A 16,274-nucleotide genomic window follows, 5' to 3' on the forward strand; every position below is an offset into this window, starting at 1 on the left:
CTCACGTGGCCCAACACGCGGCCGCCGCGGACCACTCGGACCGCAAGGTGTACAGCAAGCGCGGTCGACGGCTGACCGGTGAGCAGGTAATACCGAGCTACACCCCGTCGATCGCCGCCCGCAGCATCGACGGCCACCTGCTGCGCACCGGCCAGGAGGTGTACGCCTGGTACAAGCTCGCGCCGCAGCGCTGGTCGTTCCGCTCGGACTCGCAGCGCCAGGACCTCATCGCGGCCATCGCGGGCCAGTACGCGGAGCTCCAGGGCCGCTGGATGCACCTGCGCGTGACCACGCGCCCGTACCCGATCCGGATGTGGGCCGAGGCGCACGTCCACAACGCGGTGCGCCGCCTCCCGGACACCCCCGGCACGCTGTCGTTCGACGACTACATGGTCGGCGAGCAGCAGCAGCTGATGGGCCGCTCGATGGCGGAGAAGGAGGTCTACCTGGGCGTCCAGGTGCAGACCCGCAACATGATGGACCGCGCCGTCGAGCGCGCCGCCCCGGTGCTGCGCAAGGTCTTCCCGGACGCCGTGGACGCCGAGCTGGTCGCGTTGGACAGCGAGGTCGACCACCTCGACCAGGTGATCGGGTCCGCCGGTCTGGAGGGCCGCCCGGCCACGGCCGAGGAGATGTCCTGGCTGATGCACCGGTCGTGCTCGCTGGGCCTGCCCGCCCCGCGCAACCTGCCTGCCGTGCCGGGCGCGCCGTGGGAGCCGGAGGACCTGGCCAGCTTCACCGACGCCGCGGACTTCCACCAGGAGCCGTACTCACCCACCGTGACCGTCCGCGGTCGCACGGGGTCGAACGCGGGCATCCGGCGGCACGTCGTGGTGCTCACCGTGGGCCTGATGCACGGCCTGCAGATCCCCGAGGTCGACGACCCGTGGGTCCAGCGCGCCGACCGCCTGCCCGCGAGCGTGGAGTGGTCCGCCCGCATCTACGTGCGCAAACCCGAGGAAGTTTCGGGTGAACTTCAGCGCCAGATGAACAAGGTCCGGTCGCAGGTCCGGCACTACACCGACGAGCACGAGCTGGAACCGCCGCAGTCCCTTGCGCGCCAGGCATCCCGCGTGCTCGACATCGACGACGAGATGACCTCCGGCTTCACCGCGCTGGGCACCCGCGTGCGCTCGTGGTGGCGCCTGGCGGTGTCCGGGCCGACCGAGCGCGACGCGCTCCGACTGGCCCAGTCGCTGCTGGACCTCTACAAACCGAAGGTGGCCATCGAGCACCCCGAGGCGCAGTACGCCATCGCCAGGGAGTTCATCCCCGGCGAGGCCCTGTCGAGCGGCGCGTACCTGCGCCGCGGCTCGGTGCTGTGGGCGGCCTCGGCCGTCCCGACGGCCACGGCCGAGGTCGGCGACCGGCGGGGCATCCTGCTGGGCGAGACCTGCACGGCCACCCGCCGCCCGGTCGCCTGGGACCCGTGGATGGCGCAGGAGCTGCGCGACGCCTCGGGCCTGACGGCCATGGTCGCGGGCCTGGGCGCGGGCAAGTCGTTCCTCGGCGGCGGCATCGTCTACAAGACGCTGCGCGCCGGGGCGCACTGGACGCTGCTCGACCCGTCCGGCCCGCTGGCGGCGCTGTGCGAGCTGCCCGAGCTCAAGCCGTACGCGCGGCCGATCAACCTGCTCAACGCCCAGCCCGGCATCCTCAACCCCTACCGGGTGGTCGCCGAGCCGATGCTGGAGCACTTCATCGACGACGAGGACCCCGAGCGGGCCTGGCGCCGGGAGAAGGCGCTGGCCGCGGCGACCCGCCGACGGCTGGTGCTGGACGTGCTCAGCGGCCTGCTGCCCTACGAGGTCGCGAAGCTGCCGCAGACCCGGATCGTGCTGCTGCGCGCGGTCAGGACGGTCGGCGGCCGGTTCGACGCGCACCCCGGCCAGGTGTTCGAGGCGCTGCGCCGCGACGCCAGCGAGCACCACGAGCACGCGGTCGTCGTGGCGGACTTCCTCGACGAGATGCGCGAGCGCATGTCGCTGCTCATCCCGGAGCGCAACGCCGACCCGTACGACGAGCAGCGCGACGACCGGCTCACGGTGCTGACCATGGCGGGCCTCAACCTGCCCAAGGACAACGTGGGCCGCGAGCACTGGACCGACGCGGAGTCCCTCGGCGTCGAGATGCTGAACCTGGCCGCCTGGCTCACCCAGCGGTCGATCTACGAGCGCCCCAAGGACCTCCGCAAGGGCGTCTGGATCGACGAGGCGTTCTTCCTGTCCGAGGTGCCGACCGGCCGCGTGCTGATGAACCGCTTCGCCCGCGACTCGCGCAAGTGGAACGTCCGCGTGCTGCTGTCCTCGCAGGTCCCGGCCGACTTCCTGAAGATCCAGGGCTTCGTCACCCTGCTCGACTCGGTGTTCGTCGGCAGGCTCGACGACGACCAGGCGCAGTCGGACGCGTTGCGGCTGCTCAAGGTGCCGATCGGGTCCGGGTACGAGCAGGTCGTGGCGAGCCTGGGCCGCCGTCCCGGTGGCGTGCGCAACGCCGCCGAGCGCGACCGCGCGCCCCGCCAGTTCATCTTCGGCGACGGCGCGGGCGGCGTGGAGCGGATCCGCATCGACTTCAGCGGCCCCCACCTGGCGCACCTGCGCGAGGGCCTGGACACGACGCCGGACGCGCTGCGGCACACCGAGGGCGACCCGGTGGAGGTGTCCGCACCGCTGGAGGAGCGGCTCACCTACAACGAGCGCAACCACACCGACGACTACGACGACGAGCTGGCGGCCGACCTGGAGGTCGGGCTGGTGGACGACGACCTGGTCGACTCGACACATGGCGAAGGGGGCAACCGCCGCAAGGGCAGGGAGGGCGCCGCATGACGCTCCTCCTGGTGCTCCTCGCCCTGGCCGCCGCGCTCCGAGCGCGGCGGTTCTTCAAGCGCGAACCGGGACCGCGGCGGTGGCGCTCGCTCGCCGTGGTCGTGGCGATCGTCGGGCTCCAGGTCGTCATCGGCGCGCCGGTCGCGAACGCGGCCGCGTGCGGCGAGGCGCCCAACCCCGAGCGGCCGGGCTCCGGCATGGTCGGCGCGATCGACCCGCCGATCGGCAACGGCCTCAAGGACACGCCGTACCTGAACTTCGGCTACGCCGGCATGGTGTGGCACACGTTCCAGGAGAAGTGCACGGTGGTGCCGAACGCGAACGGCGTCATCGAGACCTGGGTCGGCAACGAGATGTTCAACGTCGGCAAGAACATCGTCGGCGCCACGAACGCCCTGCACTACACCGTCATGGGCCGCGGCCTGCTGGTGCCGCTGGACGACGCGGTGAAGTCCGGCGTCCAGAAGGTCTACGACAACGTCTACCTGCGCTGGTTCGGCCTGGTGGCGCTGCTGCTGGCGATCCTGATGTTCCGGCAGATCTGGCAGGGCGACCTCGCCACGATCAGCAAACGCGGCATGTGGGCGCTGGCCGCGATGTGGCTGGCGACCTCGACGCTCGCGTTACCCCAGTTCTACAGCCTGCTCGACAGCACGCTGGTCACCAAGACCTCCGAGATCCAGGCGGGGTTCATCGACTCGCCGGAGGACCAGGGCACGCTGCACGTCCTGCCCTCCAAGCTGCACGACGTCGTCGTCTACCAGAGCTGGCTGCGCGGCGAGTTCGGCACGCCGGACGCGCCGCAGGCGAAGGACTTCGGCACCCGCCTGCTCAACGCGCAGGCGTGGACGACCGACGAGCTGGCCCAGCACAAGGACGGCGACCAGGCGGCGCTGGACGCGAAGAAGGCCGACTACATCGCCATCTCCAAGGACCCGGCGATGGCACCGGTGAAGGGCTACTTCACCGGCGACGACGGCAGCCGGATGGGCGCGGGGTTCCTCGCGATGCTCCAGGCCGTCGCGTTCTCGCTGTTCCAGCTGTTCGCGAAGGCCGCCGTGCTGCTCGCCCAGCTGCTGCTGCGGGTGCTGACGCTGGCCGGTCCGCTGATCGGCCTGGTCGCGCTGATCCACCACGACCTGCTGCGCCAGGTCGGTCGGGCCGCCGCGGTCACCGTGTTCAACGTGCTGATCCTCGCGGTGCTGGCGGGCACCCACGCCCTCCTGCTGCAGGCGATCCTCAACGCGACCGGGCTGTCGCTGCTGACCAGGACGCTGCTCGGGCTGATGCTCACGGTCGTCTGCTTCATGATCGGCAAACCGCTGCGCCGGATGTGGCAGATGGTGGAGATGTCGGTCGGGTCGGCGAGCCGGGCGCTGCCGATGGGCGGCGGCCTGCTGTCCCGGATGCGCGGCAAGAAGGCCGACACCGGGCCGACCCCGCAGGACGAGTTCTGGGACACCGTCCGCGACACCGACCCGGACGGCGACCCCACGCCGCAGCGCGACCGCACTCGCGTCCGGCCCGAGGCGAACAACCCGGTCATGGCCACGTCCACCCGGCTCGACCGCGGCTCCGGGCCCGCCCAGCTGCCGTCGTCGTCGGGATCCGGCGGTGCGGGAGCGCCCGCGTTGCCGACCCGCGGCTACGGCGGACCGGCCGCGGCGCTGCCGTCCGGGCGGTCCAGCCGGGTCGTGGACACGGCACCGGCGTCCGACCGCGGGTGGGACCGGCAGGAGGACGCGGTCTTCGTCCCGTCGCGGACCCCGGCCTACAACAACAACTTCGCCCGCATCGCGGACAACCCGGTCGTGCCCGGCCCGCGCCGGGCGGAGACCGAGGTCGTCGCGGGACGACAGGTGCACGTGATCTACCGCCCGTCGCGCGGGCTCGAAGTCAGGGACAACTGAGATGCCGATCCGGACCAACCGTGGCCGCGCGGCGGTCTACCGACGCCTGTGGGGCTGGCCGCTGCGCTCGCCCAACCACCTGATCGCGACGATCGTCGGCGTGGCCGTGGTGATCATGCTGTTCAGCAGCGTCATCCCGGCGATCACCAAGGGGGCCAAGGGCGGCGGCACCACGAACGGCGCGGCGGCCAGCACGTCCCAGCTGCCCGGCCAGGTCGGCACGGTGCCCACGGGCGTCCCGACCATCTCGCTGCCCACCAAGGTGACGCCCCCGTCGTCCACGGTGCCGTCGGCCCCGGTCGCGCCGGACGCGCAGATCGTGGCGGAGAACTGGGCCGACGCGTGGGTCACCCATCCGGCGGGCATCACGAACGCGCAGTGGCTTGACAAGCTCAAGACCAGTACCAGCGACGAGCTGCTGCCCCGGATGGCGACCGTCGATCCGGCCAACATCCCCGAGGCCCTGGTGGGCGCGGTCAGTCCTACCGAGTCGCACGAGGACTCGGTCGTCTTCGAAGTCGGCTTGAAGGGTGGCGGCACGCTCGTCATGACGGTGGTGAAGCTGCCGGAGGGCTGGCGCGTGCACAAGTACGACAGGAAGTGACCGCATGGTGAAGCTCGGCGTGGTGGTGACCGCGGTCGTGGCCGTGCTGATCACGATCGTCCTCACCAGCGGGATCACCACCGTCGTCGGGAACAACAACAACGCCGCGGGCGGCATCGGGCTCGTCAACGTCAGCTGCAACGCCGCCATCGGACCGTGGGACGCGGGCGGCGCGGACAAGGGCAAGAACGACGCCAGCAACCTCAACGAGGAGCAGCGCGGCGTCGTCGCCAAGATCATCTCCATCGGTCAGGAGCGCCAGCTGCCGCCGCTCGCGTGGCAGGTCGCGATCCAGGCGGGCATGACCGAGTCCGGTCTGCGCCCGTTGAACTACGGCGACGCCGACTCCCTCGGCATCTTCCAGATGCGCCCGTCCATGGGCTGGGGCTCGCCCGCCCAGGTCATCGACCCGGTGTACGCGATCAACAAGTTCTACGACGTGCTGCTCACCGTGCCGGACTGGGCGTCCAAGCGCCCCGGCGACTCGGCGCAGGCCGTCGAGCGGTCGGCGTTCCCCGACCGCTACCACGCCTGGGAGGCCATGGCGGCCTTCCTGATCGGCGACCTCGGCCAGGTCGCCGACCCGGCGGGCTGCGGGGCCAGCAACGGCAACATCCTGGCCGCCTCCTCGGCGGCGGCCAAGGCGATCGCGTTCACCAAGGAGCAGCTGGGCGAGCCCTACCTGTGGGGCGGCAACGGTCCGGACGCGTGGGACTGCTCCGGCATCCTCGTCAAGGCGTTCGCGACCGCCGACATCCAGCTCCCGCGCGTGGCCAACGACCAGTACATGCACGGCGGCGCCTTCCTCCCGGTCAAGGAGGCGCAGCCCGGCGACCTGATCTTCTGGGCGACCAACCCGGCCGACCCGGTCACCGTGCACCACGTCGCGCTGTACCTGGGCAACGACGAGTACATCCACGCGCCGCAGACCGGGGACGTGGTGAAGATCAGCAAGATCAACTGGGACTACTACGAGTTGATGCCCATGGCCGTCAGGCCGGGTGTTTAGGTCCGTCGCAGGGCAGGCACGGCGACTGGCGAAGCCGAGCCGGCAAGGAGGGAGCGCCGAATGTTCACCCCTGATCCGATCCAGCGTCCCGTGGGGCCACCCGCGTCCACGACACCGGTGCGCGACTACCTGGCCACCCCCAGACCGGGTGTCGACAAGTCCTACGTGGTCCTGCCGCGCTCCCTGGTCGAGTCCATGCCGCTGCCCTGGCAGCAGCACATGGCCCACCTCCTGGCGGAGCTGCACCACCACGCCGCCCACCTCAACTGGCCCGTCTACCGCGTGGTCCCGTCCAAGCTGGAGAAGCTCGTCGACCTGGACGAGGAACAGCTGGCCGAGGTCGGCGCCATCATGGAGATCGACTCCGACGGCGAACTCGTCTACCGCGAACGCAACGGCGGCCGCATCCCCAACCCCGAGTCCCGCAACGTCATGGTCTCCTGCACCGACCCCATCCCCGCCTCTTACGCGAACGCCAACCAGAACACCCCACCCCGCGGCTTCCCAGCCCCCTACCCCACCTCCGGCCCCCTCCCACTCCAAGCCCCCCAACAACAAACCCAAGCCCCTTTACAAGCCCCGCAATGGTGACCTGACCAGGCCGACACACAGCGAGGGCGGCGAGCCGGACACCCCACCCACCCCACCCACCCCACCCCGTTGGGCGCAGCCCGCCACCGCGCATCCGGCGCGGAGCGCCTGGGGCCTCGTCGGCGCCAGCCGATGCCCTGTCCGCCGCGAAGCGCGGATGCCTTGTCCAACGGCGCAGCCGAGGATGCCCTGTCGAGCGCAGCTCGATGCCCGAGTCGGGCGGAGCCCGATGCTGGCGAAGCCAGATCCCCCTCCGCCCCCGATAAACAGCGCCCTCCTGCCCCACCCCTTCTTGTCAAGACAGCTTCACCGTCTTGACAAGAAGGGGTGGGGCATTGAGACAATCGCGCACCGGGGGCCGGGCTTCACCAGGGCCGTGACACAACGACCCGGCAGCCGGGCCCCGCGGGGTCCTCTCCCAAATCGACATGCACCCCCGCGCATGAAACCCTTACCCCATGGCTGACGACGAGAACGCCTGGTACTACTGCCTCACCCACAAGACCGTCGAACGCGGCGTCGGCTGTCGAGGCGGTGACCGCATGGGCCCCTACCCCGACGAGGCCACTGCTTCCCGTGCCCTCGACATCGCCCGTGAGAAGACCGCCGCCGCCGATGAGGCGGCGCGTAAATGGGACGGCGACTGATCGATCGCGGCTAAGGTGCAGGTGTGGCCTCCTTGGTGATCAGGACCGGTCGCGCCGAGCTGGACTTCAGCGGGATCCGCACCGAGTTCGGGTTGCCGCTGGAGTTCCCGCCCGCCGCGTTGGCCGAGGCAGAGCAAGCCGTTTCCCGCGCGCCGGGTGATCGGGAGGACGCGACTGACCTTCCGCTGGTCACGATCGACCCTCCTGGTGCCAAGGACCTCGACCAGGCGTTGGCGGTCGAGCGCCGTCCTGGTGGGAGGTTCCGGGTGCACTACGCCATCGCGGACGTGGGCGCGTTCGTCGTTCCCGGTGGTGCTCTGGACGCCGAGGTCCGCAAGCGCGGCCAGACCCTGTACCTGCCCGACGGCAACGTGCCCTTGCACCCCACCGTGCTCTCCGAGGGCGCGGCCAGCCTCCTGCCGACCCAGACGCGTCCCGCTGTCCTGTGGACGTTCGACTGCGGCGCGGACGGCGAGCCGGAGTCCGTGCGGGTGCGCCGGGCGATGGTCCGGTCCACCGCCCAGTTCGACTACGAGGGCGTGCAGGCCACCATCGACGCGGGCACCATGCACCCGTCGATCGAGGCCCTGCCCGACTTCGGCCGTCTCCGCCGGGAACGGGCGCTCGACCGCGGCGCGGTGGAGCTCCAGCTGCCGGAGCAGGAGATCGCCCCGGACGGCGAGGGCTGGAAGCTGGTGCTGCGGCCGCGGGTCGAGGTGGACGCGTGGAACGCCGAGATCTCGCTGCTCACCGGCATGTCCGCCGCCAAGGTCATGCTCGACGCCCGCGTCGGCATCCTCCGCACGCTCCCCGACGCCGACGAGGGCGCCGTCGAGGCCCTCAAGCGCTCCGCGCTGGCCCTGCACGTCCCGTGGGCCGACGGTGTCAGCCCCGCGAAGCTCCTGGCCGGGCTGGACCCGTCCCGACCGGAGTCGCTGGCGCTGTTCGTCGACGCGACCCGCCTGCTGCGCGGCGCCGGGTACACCGCCTTCAACGGCACCGTGCCGGAGATCGCCACCCACGCGGGCATCGCGTCCTCCTACGCCCACGTCACGGCCCCGCTGCGCAGGCTGGTCGACCGGTTCGCCACCGAGGTCTGCCTGGCCGTGACCGAGGGCCGCGAGGTGCCGGAGTGGCTGCTCAAGGCGCTGCCGGAGCTGCCGAGCCTGATGGGCGGGTCGGACTCGCTCGCGAGCAAGGTCGACCGGGCCTGCCTCGACCAGGTCGAGGCGTGGGTCATGGAGGACCGGGTCGGGAGTGAGTTCGACGCGGTCGTGCTGCGCTCCGAGGGCAACGGCGCGGACGTGTTCGTGCCGGAGCCGCCGGTCATGGGCCGCTGCTCCGGCGAGGACCTGCCCGAGGGCGAGCGGGTCAGGGTGCGGCTCGTGCAGGCCGACGCCGCTCGTCGCAAGGTCGCGTTCGAACGCGTGTGAAGATGGTGCGGTGACTACAACTCGTGAGCTGACCGTGGGTGTCCTGGGTGGTACCGGCGCGCAGGGCAAGGGACTCGCGCTGCGGTGGGCCAAGGCGGGGCTGAAGGTCGTGATCGGCTCCCGCGCGGCCGAACGGGCCGAGAAGACCGCCGAGGAGCTGCGCGACCTGGCCGGTGTGGACCACGTCACCGGGGCGGACAACCTCGGCTGCGCCGAGCAGGCGGACGTCGTGCTCGTCGCGGTGCCCTGGGACGGGCACGCGGAGCTGGTGGCGTCGCTGCGCGAGGCGCTCGTCGGCAAGATCGTCATCGACTGCGTGAACCCGCTCGGCTTCGACAAGCAGGGCCCGTTCGCGCTGGCCGTGGAGGAGGGCAGCGCCGCGCAGCAGACGGCCGCCCTGCTGCCGGAGTCCCGCGTCACGGCGGCGTTCCACCACGTCTCCGCGGTGTCCCTGGCCGACCTGTCGATCGAGTCGGTCGACATGGACGTCCTGGTGCTCGGCGACGACCGCGAGGCGACCGACGTCGTGCGCGAACTGGCCGAGACCGTGCCCGGTTTCCGCGGTGTCTTCGGTGGACGGTTGCGCAACGCCCACCAGGTCGAGGCGTTCACGGCCAACCTGATCGCCATCAACCGCCGCTACAAGGCCCACGCGGGCCTGAAGATCACCGACATCTGATGCTCCCGGTCGACGACCTCGGCGAGCCGGTCCCCATCCCGGACCGGCCCCGCCGGGTCGTCAGCCTGGTGCCGTCGTTGACCGAGTCCGTGCCCGAGGACTCGCTGGTCGGTGTGACGGACTACTGCCCGGTGGACACCGCCAGGGTCGGCGGCTCGAAGTACCCGGACGTCGACCGGGTGCTCGCGCTGGAGCCGGACCTCGTCCTGGCCAACGTCGAGGAGAACCGCGCCGAGGACGTGCAACGCCTGCGCGCCAACGGGATCGCGGTGTGGGTCACGGCCGCGCCCGCCACCGTCCCGCAGGCGCTCGCGTCGATCCGCAGGCTGCTGGCGACGGCGTGGGACGTCGAACCTGACTGGCTCGTCCGGTCCGAGGAGCTCTGGCGGCACGTCGAGCCCGTGTGGACGACCGCGGTGGTCCCGGTGTGGCGGCGGCCGTGGGTCGTGCTGGGCCGCGACACGTTCGCGGGTGACGTCCTGCGCAGGCTCGGTGTGGCGAACGCCTACGCCGACGACCCCGAGCGCTACCCGCGAACGTCCCTGGAGGACATCCGCGCGAAGGGCGCCGAGCTGGTCGTGCTGCCCGACGAGCCGTACGCGTTCAGCGCCGACGACGGACCGGAGGCGTTCCCCGGCACGAGGTGCGAGCTCGTGTCGGGGCGCCACCTCACCTGGTACGGGCCCTCACTGCTGGAAGCGCGCGAGGTGCTGCGACTGCGTCGTTGACGCGGTCAGTGGAACGTGTGCTCCGGGCCGGGGAACTGGTGGCCGCGGACCTCGGCGGCGAACGCCTGCGCGGCACCGCTCATCAGCCCCGCCATGTCGGCGTAGCGCTTGACGAACTTCGGCGCCCGGCCGCGGCGCAGCCCCATCATGTCCTGCCACACCAGCACCTGGGCGTCGGTGTCCGGTCCCGCGCCGATGCCGACGGTGGGGATGTGCAGGTCGTGCGTGATCTGCTTGGCGACCTCGGAGGTCACCATCTCCAGCACGACCGCGAACGCGCCCGCCTCCTCCAGGGCCTTGGCGTCCTCGACCACGGCGTCGAACGACTCCCGGCGGCCCTGCACCCGGTACCCGCCGAGCTGGTGCTCGCTCTGCGGCGTGAACCCGATGTGGCCCATGACCGGGATGCCCGCGCGCACGATCGCCTGGACGTGCGGCGCGAAGTGCTTGCCGCCCTCCAGCTTGACCGCGTGCGCCTGGCCCTCCTTCATGAACCGGACTGCGGTGGCGACGGCCTGCTCGACCGACACCTGGTAGCTGCCGAACGGAAGGTCTGCCACGACGAGCGCCTTCTTCACCGACTTGGTGACGCTGCGCACCAGGGGGATCAGCTCGTCGACCGTCACCGGCAACGAGGTCTCGTACCCGTAGACGTTGTTCGACGCCGAGTCGCCGACCAGCAGCACGGGGATGCCCGCCTCGTCGAACAGCTCGGCGGTGTACATGTCGTAGGCCGTGAGCATGGGCCACGGCTCACCCCGTTCCTTCATCTCGCGAAGGTGGGGGATGCGCACCCGCTTGGCGGGTGGGCCGGACTGCTGGGCGGGGCCGTTTCCGTACGGCGCCGCTACTTCGGCCGCAGAGGTCATGGTGGACCGTCCTTCCCTCGACGCCCGCTTCGTCGCGGGTCCCCGGGTCTGTTTGCACGGTTACGTCACAAGCGTGACACCGAAGGGGGCCTCTTGGCAGGGTGTGCGAGTAGCCTCACACCACTCGAGGGGGTGCCATGGCCTGCCGCATCACCGAACTCGTCCTCGACTGCGCGGACCCGGACAAGCTGGCCGACTTCTGGTGCGGCGTGCTCGGCTACCAGGTCCTGGACCGGGACCCGGACGGCATCGAGATCGGCCGGGCCGACCAGGCGCCGGAGGACCGGATCACGCTCGTGCTCAACCGCGTCAAGGAGCCGAAGAAGCAGAAGCTCCGGATGCACGTCGACGTCAACTCCACCGACCGCGACCAGGCCGCCGAGCTGGAGCGGCTGCTCGCGCTGGGCGCCAAGCGCGTCGACATCGGCCAGGGCGGGGTCCGCTGGATCGTCCTCGCCGACCCGGAGGGCAACGAGTTCTGCCTGCTCAGGCGGCGCGTGACGCCCTGAGCGCGTCGCGGACCGCCATCGCCACGGCGTCCGGGCGGTCCACCGGGATCATGTGCCTGCTCCCCGGCACGAGCACGTTGCGGCCCCACGGCGCCAACCGGGCGAGCGCCGCGTGCTCCGGCCACAGCCTGCGGCCCGCGGTCAGCACGTCGAACGGCACCTCCGGCAGCGGGTGCGTCGCTCGCAGGTCGTCCAGGTCGGCGACCTGGTCGGGGTAGGCGGCCAGCTCGGCGAGCACGGCCCTGGCCACGTGCGGGCGCCGGTACACGTCCTTGACCAGCGCCTCCGGTGCCGGGTCGAACCTGGCCAGCGTCGCCCCCTCGACCGCCCAGCGCCGCACCAGGTGCCCGTGCCTGCGCACGAACGCCGCCCCGGCCCCGCGCGGCACGAGCCGCTGCAGCCACCGGGCGACGACCGCGGACAGGTCGAACGGCCGCCCCGCGCCCGGCGACTCCGGGTCGGGGTCGAGCAGCACCAGCGCGCGCACCCGGTCGGGGTGCAGCCGGGCGAACGCCTCCACGTGCATGGTCGCCATCGAGTGCCCGACGAGGACGGCGTCCGGCGCGTCGCCGAGCACCGCCTCCAGCACCTCCACCTCGCGGGCCAGCGTCGGGTCGGCCGAGGTCGGGTCGCTGTCGCCCGTTCCGGGTCGATCGAAGACCACGACCCGCGCGTGCCCGGCCAGCAGGGCTACCGTGGCAGACCAGTCGAACCAGGCCCCGCCGAGGCCGGAGCTGAGCACGACCACGGGGTCGGTGGCCAGACCCGCCGACGTGACGTGCACTCCGCCTGCTCCGGTGGTGATCGTGGTTCGCACGACGTCAGAGTGCCCTGCGAACCTGTGGAGAAGTTGTGCCCGTGCCGAAGTGGAAGTGGCGCATCGCCGGAACGGTCGCCACCGTCGTCCAACTCGCAGCATTGGGCTCCCTCGTCCTGCTGGTCATCCCCGACGACAGCGCGGTCGCCGACGTCATCCGCACCGCGGGGTACTGGCTCGGCCTCCCGGTGGACGCCAACCTGTTCATCGTCCTGGTCTTCGTCGTGCTCGGCGCGGCGTTGCGCAGGCGCAAGCGCGCCGCCCTCTGGACGCTCCTGGTGTTCGAGGCGCTGGGCCTGGTGCTGGTGTCCTTCGTACTCGCCCTGTTCGCCTTCGTGCCCGGCGCGCTCGACGACGAGGGGGTGACCTGGTCGGAGGTGGGGGTGTTCTTCGGCGGCGGGGTCGCCGCCTCGGTGGTGATCATCGCGCTGCTGTGGCTCGCGCGGCCCGCGTTCCCGGCCCGGCTGGTGCCCGGCGCGTGGCTGCGCGCGATCGGCACGTTCATCATCGGCATGGCGGTCCTGTGCGTGCTCGGCTGGGGGCTGACCGAGATCTTCCCCGGCAGCCTGGTCGACACCGGCGAGAAGTTCATCTGGGCGGCGAACCAGGTCACCGGCGAGGTGCTGCCGCTGCGCAGGCTCGACGTCGGCGAGGGCCCGCAGTGGCTGAGCGTCGTGCTCGGCGTCGGCGGCACGCTGGTCGCGATCCACGCCATGTACGTGTTCTTCCGCGGGGAGCGCACGAGCAGGCTGATCAACGACACCGAGGAGCTGGGCGTCCGCAGGCTGCTCGCGGCGCACGGGGAACCGGACTCGCTGGGCTACTTCGCGACCCGCCGCGACAAGAGCGTGGTGTTCGCCCCGAACGGCCGCGCCGCGCTGACCTACCGCGTGCTCGGCGGCACGACCCTGGCCAGCGGCGACCCGATCGGCGACGAGGAGGCGTGGCCGCAGGCCGTGGCGGCGTGGCTGACCGAGGCCCGCGAGTTCGGCTGGCACCCCGGCGTGCTCGGCGCCAGCGAACGCGGCGCGCGGGTGTACACCGAGGCCGGGCTCAAGGCGCTGGAGATCGGCGACGAGGCCATCCTCGACGTCCGCGAGTTCACCCTGGCCGGTCCGGAGCGGCGGGCCGTGCGGCAGGCGGTGAGCCGGATCGAGCGCGCCGGGTACACGGCCAGGGTGCGGCGGCACTCGGAGATCCCGGCGCTCGAGATGGGCTCGATCCTGGCGCTGGCCGAGCGGTGGCGCGGCGCGGAGACCGAGCGCGGGTTCTCGATGGCGCTGGGCAGGCTGGGCGACCCGGCCGACGGCCGGTGCGTGATGGTCGAGGCCTACGACGCGGCCGGTGCGCTGCGCGGGCTGCTGTCGTTCGTGCCGTGGGGGCGGCGCGGGGTGTCGCTCGACCTGATGCGACGCGACCGCGAGGCCGAGAACGGGCTCAACGAGTACATGGTGGCGCAGCTGGTCGAGGCCAGCGGACGCCTCGGCGTGCAGCGGATCTCGTTGAACTTCGCGATGTTCCGCGCGGTGTTCGAGGAGGGCGAGAAGATCGGCGCCGGGCCGGTCCTCAAGGCGTGGCGGCGGATCCTCGGCGTCGCCTCGCGGTTCTTCCAGCTGGAGTCGCTCTACCGCTCCAACGCCAAGTACGGCCCGGACTGGCTGCCGCGCTTCCTCTGCTACTCCAAGGCGAGGCAGCTCACCAGGGTCAGCGTCGCGGCGGGCATCGCCGAGGGTTTCGTGCCCAGCCTGCGGTCCCTGCTCAAACGCGGCTCCGACCGGGCGCTGCTCGACGACCTCAACGACCCGGAGGCCGTCCGGTTCGCCACCTACGTCGCCGAGATCGAGGCGAGCGCAGCCCAGGTCGTGCTCAAGCCCAGCCGCAGGCCCGAGCAGGTGCGGGTGCGCATCGCCAAGGTCGACCGGCTGCGCGCCGAGGGCGTCGACCCCTACCCGGTCGGCTTCGCCCGCGACGGCCAGCTCTCCGGTGTGCGCGACCGGTTCGGCGAGCTCGCGCCGGACACGCGCACCGGGACGTCGGTGACCGTGACCGGCCGGGTGGTCGCCGCCCGCGAGGTCGGCGGCCTGTGCTTCGCCCGGCTGCGCGACTTCAGCGGCGAGCTCCAGGTCATGCTGTCGCTGGACCGGTTGGGGGACAAGGAGCTCCGCTCCTGGAAGTCCACTGTGGACCTGGGTGACCACGTCGGCGTGCACGGCGAGGTGATCACGTCCCGACGCGGTGAGCTGTCCGTGCTCGTGGACGAGTGGACGATCACCGCGAAGTGCCTGCACCCGTTGCCGGACAAGCGGAAGGGCCTCGCCGACCCGGAGACCAGGGTCCGCCAGCGCTACCTCGACCTGATGGTCAACCAGGACTCCGCGCAGCTGCTGCGGGTGCGCAGCGCCGTCGTGCGCGGCATCCGCGAGTTCCTGCACGAGCGCACCTACCTGGAGGTCGAGACCCCGATGCTCCAGGCCGTCCACGGCGGCGCCAACGCCCGGCCGTTCGTCACCCACATCAACGCCTACGACATGCGGATGTACCTGCGCATCGCGCCCGAGCTGTACCTCAAGCGGCTGTGCGTCGCGGGCGTGGACCGGGTGTTCGAGCTGAACCGCAACTTCCGCAACGAGGGCGCCGACGCCACCCACAACCCCGAGTTCACGATGCTGGAGGCCTACCAGGCCTACGCCGACTACACCACCATGCTGCACCTCGTGCGGGAACTGGTGCAGCACTGCGCGTTCGCCGCGCACGGCAAGCAGATCGCCCTGCGCCCCGACGGCACCGAGTTCGACATCTCCGGCGACTGGCCGATCATCCCCGTCCACACCGCCGTCTCCGAGGCGCTGGGCGAGGACATCACCCCCGGCACGCCCGTCGACCACCTCCGGTCACTGCTGGTGGCGCGCGGCATCGCGGTGGCCGAGGAAGCCGACCACGGCACCCTCGTCCAGGAGGCCTACGACAAGCTCGTCGAAGCCGTCACCGTGGAACCCACCTTCTACACCGACTTCCCCACCTCGGTGTCCCCGCTGACCCGCCAACACCGCGACGACCCCCGACTGGCCGAACGGTGGGACCTGGTGGCGTTCGGGGCGGAGATCGGGACGGCGTACTCCGAGCTGACCGATCCGCTGGAGCAGCGGCGGAGGTTGGAAGCGCAGTCGTTGAAGGCGGCCAGCGGGGATGTGGAGGCCATGGAGCTGGATGAGGACTTCTTGAGGGCGTTGGAGCACGGGATGCCGCCGACCGGGGGGCTGGGGATGGGGGTGGACCGGGTGTTGATGATGTTGACGGGGACGACGATTCGGCAGAGCGTGCTGTTTCCGTTCGTGCGGCCGCAGTAGGGGGTTGTGGTCGGTCGGCTGGGGTCGGTTGTGGGGTCGGTCGGCGTGGGTGCTTCCGCCGGGTCCGATTGGCTGGTCCCTCGACACCGGGTATCGCTGCGGCCGTGGGCGGTGCGGCCGGCTTGACTTGGGGCCCCTTTTTTGGGCTTCGTCGGGCGAAAAAGGGCAGGTGGTAGAGCCTGCCCGCCGACCAATTTTAAGCCCAAAAACCCCAAGTCAAGCCGGCCGCTGGCGGACGAGCGTGCTCGCTTCCAGCGTCGATGGGTGCGCGCCGTTTGCTCTTAGCGTGGTTGGGCGGGCGGC

The 16,274-nt window shown here is 71.4% G+C and carries 13 protein-coding genes; 11 read left to right on the plus strand and 2 right to left on the minus strand.

Going from position 1 to position 16,274, the window contains the following annotated elements; all coding sequences use genetic code 11:
- The first annotated feature begins 5 nt into the window (after window positions 1-5).
- The 9 genes from CLV43_RS05945 (at window position 6) to CLV43_RS05985 (ending at window position 10,429) form a co-directional block, all read left to right on the plus strand.
- Window positions 6-2,828, plus strand: a complete 2,823-nt coding sequence (locus CLV43_RS05945; RefSeq protein ID WP_245886150.1) for an ATP-binding protein — start codon at window positions 6-8, stop codon at window positions 2,826-2,828.
- Complete coding sequence (locus tag CLV43_RS05950) at window positions 2,825-4,738, plus strand: hypothetical protein (RefSeq protein WP_106185848.1); 1,914 nt, start codon at window positions 2,825-2,827, stop codon at window positions 4,736-4,738. The genes CLV43_RS05945 and CLV43_RS05950 overlap by 4 nt, the downstream gene beginning before the upstream one ends.
- A gap of 1 nt (window position 4,739) precedes the next feature.
- Window positions 4,740-5,342 carry a hypothetical protein gene (locus tag CLV43_RS05955; RefSeq protein WP_106185849.1) on the plus strand — a complete coding sequence of 201 codons (603 nt, stop codon included), beginning with the start codon at window positions 4,740-4,742 and terminating at the stop codon, window positions 5,340-5,342.
- A 4-nt stretch (window positions 5,343-5,346) separates the two neighbouring features.
- Window positions 5,347-6,351, plus strand: coding sequence for a C40 family peptidase (locus tag CLV43_RS05960; protein ID WP_106185850.1), 1,005 nt, complete (start codon window positions 5,347-5,349; stop codon window positions 6,349-6,351).
- Between the two features lie 60 nt (window positions 6,352-6,411).
- Window positions 6,412-6,942 (plus strand): hypothetical protein, encoded by a 531-nt coding sequence (locus tag CLV43_RS05965; protein WP_106185851.1) that lies wholly within the window; start codon window positions 6,412-6,414, stop codon window positions 6,940-6,942.
- A gap of 458 nt (window positions 6,943-7,400) precedes the next feature.
- Complete coding sequence (locus tag CLV43_RS05970) at window positions 7,401-7,589, plus strand: hypothetical protein (RefSeq protein ID WP_106185852.1); 189 nt, start codon at window positions 7,401-7,403, stop codon at window positions 7,587-7,589.
- 23 nt (window positions 7,590-7,612) lie between these two features.
- Window positions 7,613-9,022 carry an RNB domain-containing ribonuclease gene (locus tag CLV43_RS05975; protein WP_425445725.1) on the plus strand — a complete coding sequence of 470 codons (1,410 nt, stop codon included), beginning with the start codon at window positions 7,613-7,615 and terminating at the stop codon, window positions 9,020-9,022.
- Between the two features lie 10 nt (window positions 9,023-9,032).
- Window positions 9,033-9,701: an NADPH-dependent F420 reductase gene (gene npdG, locus CLV43_RS05980; protein ID WP_106185853.1), complete on the plus strand. Its 669-nt coding sequence runs from the start codon at window positions 9,033-9,035 to the stop codon at window positions 9,699-9,701.
- Entirely contained in the window at window positions 9,701-10,429 is a 729-nt protein-coding gene (locus tag CLV43_RS05985) for a helical backbone metal receptor (protein ID WP_106185854.1), read from the plus strand. The genes npdG and CLV43_RS05985 overlap by 1 nt, the downstream gene beginning before the upstream one ends.
- Before the next feature lie 5 nt (window positions 10,430-10,434).
- Here CLV43_RS05985 and panB read toward each other — a convergent pair whose 3' ends face one another.
- Complete coding sequence (panB, locus tag CLV43_RS05990) at window positions 10,435-11,298, minus strand: 3-methyl-2-oxobutanoate hydroxymethyltransferase (protein ID WP_106185855.1); 864 nt, start codon at window positions 11,296-11,298, stop codon at window positions 10,435-10,437.
- Window positions 11,299-11,435: 137 nt separating this feature from the next.
- Here panB and CLV43_RS05995 point away from each other — a divergent pair, with 137 nt between their 5' ends.
- A complete protein-coding gene (locus tag CLV43_RS05995; protein WP_106185856.1) occupies window positions 11,436-11,807 on the plus strand; it encodes a VOC family protein in 372 nt (123 codons plus the stop codon).
- Here the strand turns inward: CLV43_RS05995 and CLV43_RS06000 are convergent.
- Window positions 11,785-12,624 (minus strand): alpha/beta fold hydrolase, encoded by an 840-nt coding sequence (locus tag CLV43_RS06000; RefSeq protein ID WP_211304224.1) that lies wholly within the window; start codon window positions 12,622-12,624, stop codon window positions 11,785-11,787. The two genes, CLV43_RS05995 and CLV43_RS06000, sit on opposite strands and share 23 nt — an antisense overlap.
- A 35-nt stretch (window positions 12,625-12,659) precedes the next feature.
- Here CLV43_RS06000 and lysX point away from each other — a divergent pair, with 35 nt between their 5' ends.
- Complete coding sequence (gene lysX, locus CLV43_RS06005; RefSeq protein WP_106185857.1) at window positions 12,660-15,971, plus strand: bifunctional lysylphosphatidylglycerol synthetase/lysine--tRNA ligase LysX; 3,312 nt, start codon at window positions 12,660-12,662, stop codon at window positions 15,969-15,971.
- The last annotated feature ends 303 nt before the right edge of the window (window positions 15,972-16,274 follow it).

This window comes from Umezawaea tangerina, from assembly GCF_003002815.1.
Classification (GTDB): Bacteria; Actinomycetota; Actinomycetes; order Mycobacteriales; family Pseudonocardiaceae; genus Umezawaea; species Umezawaea tangerina.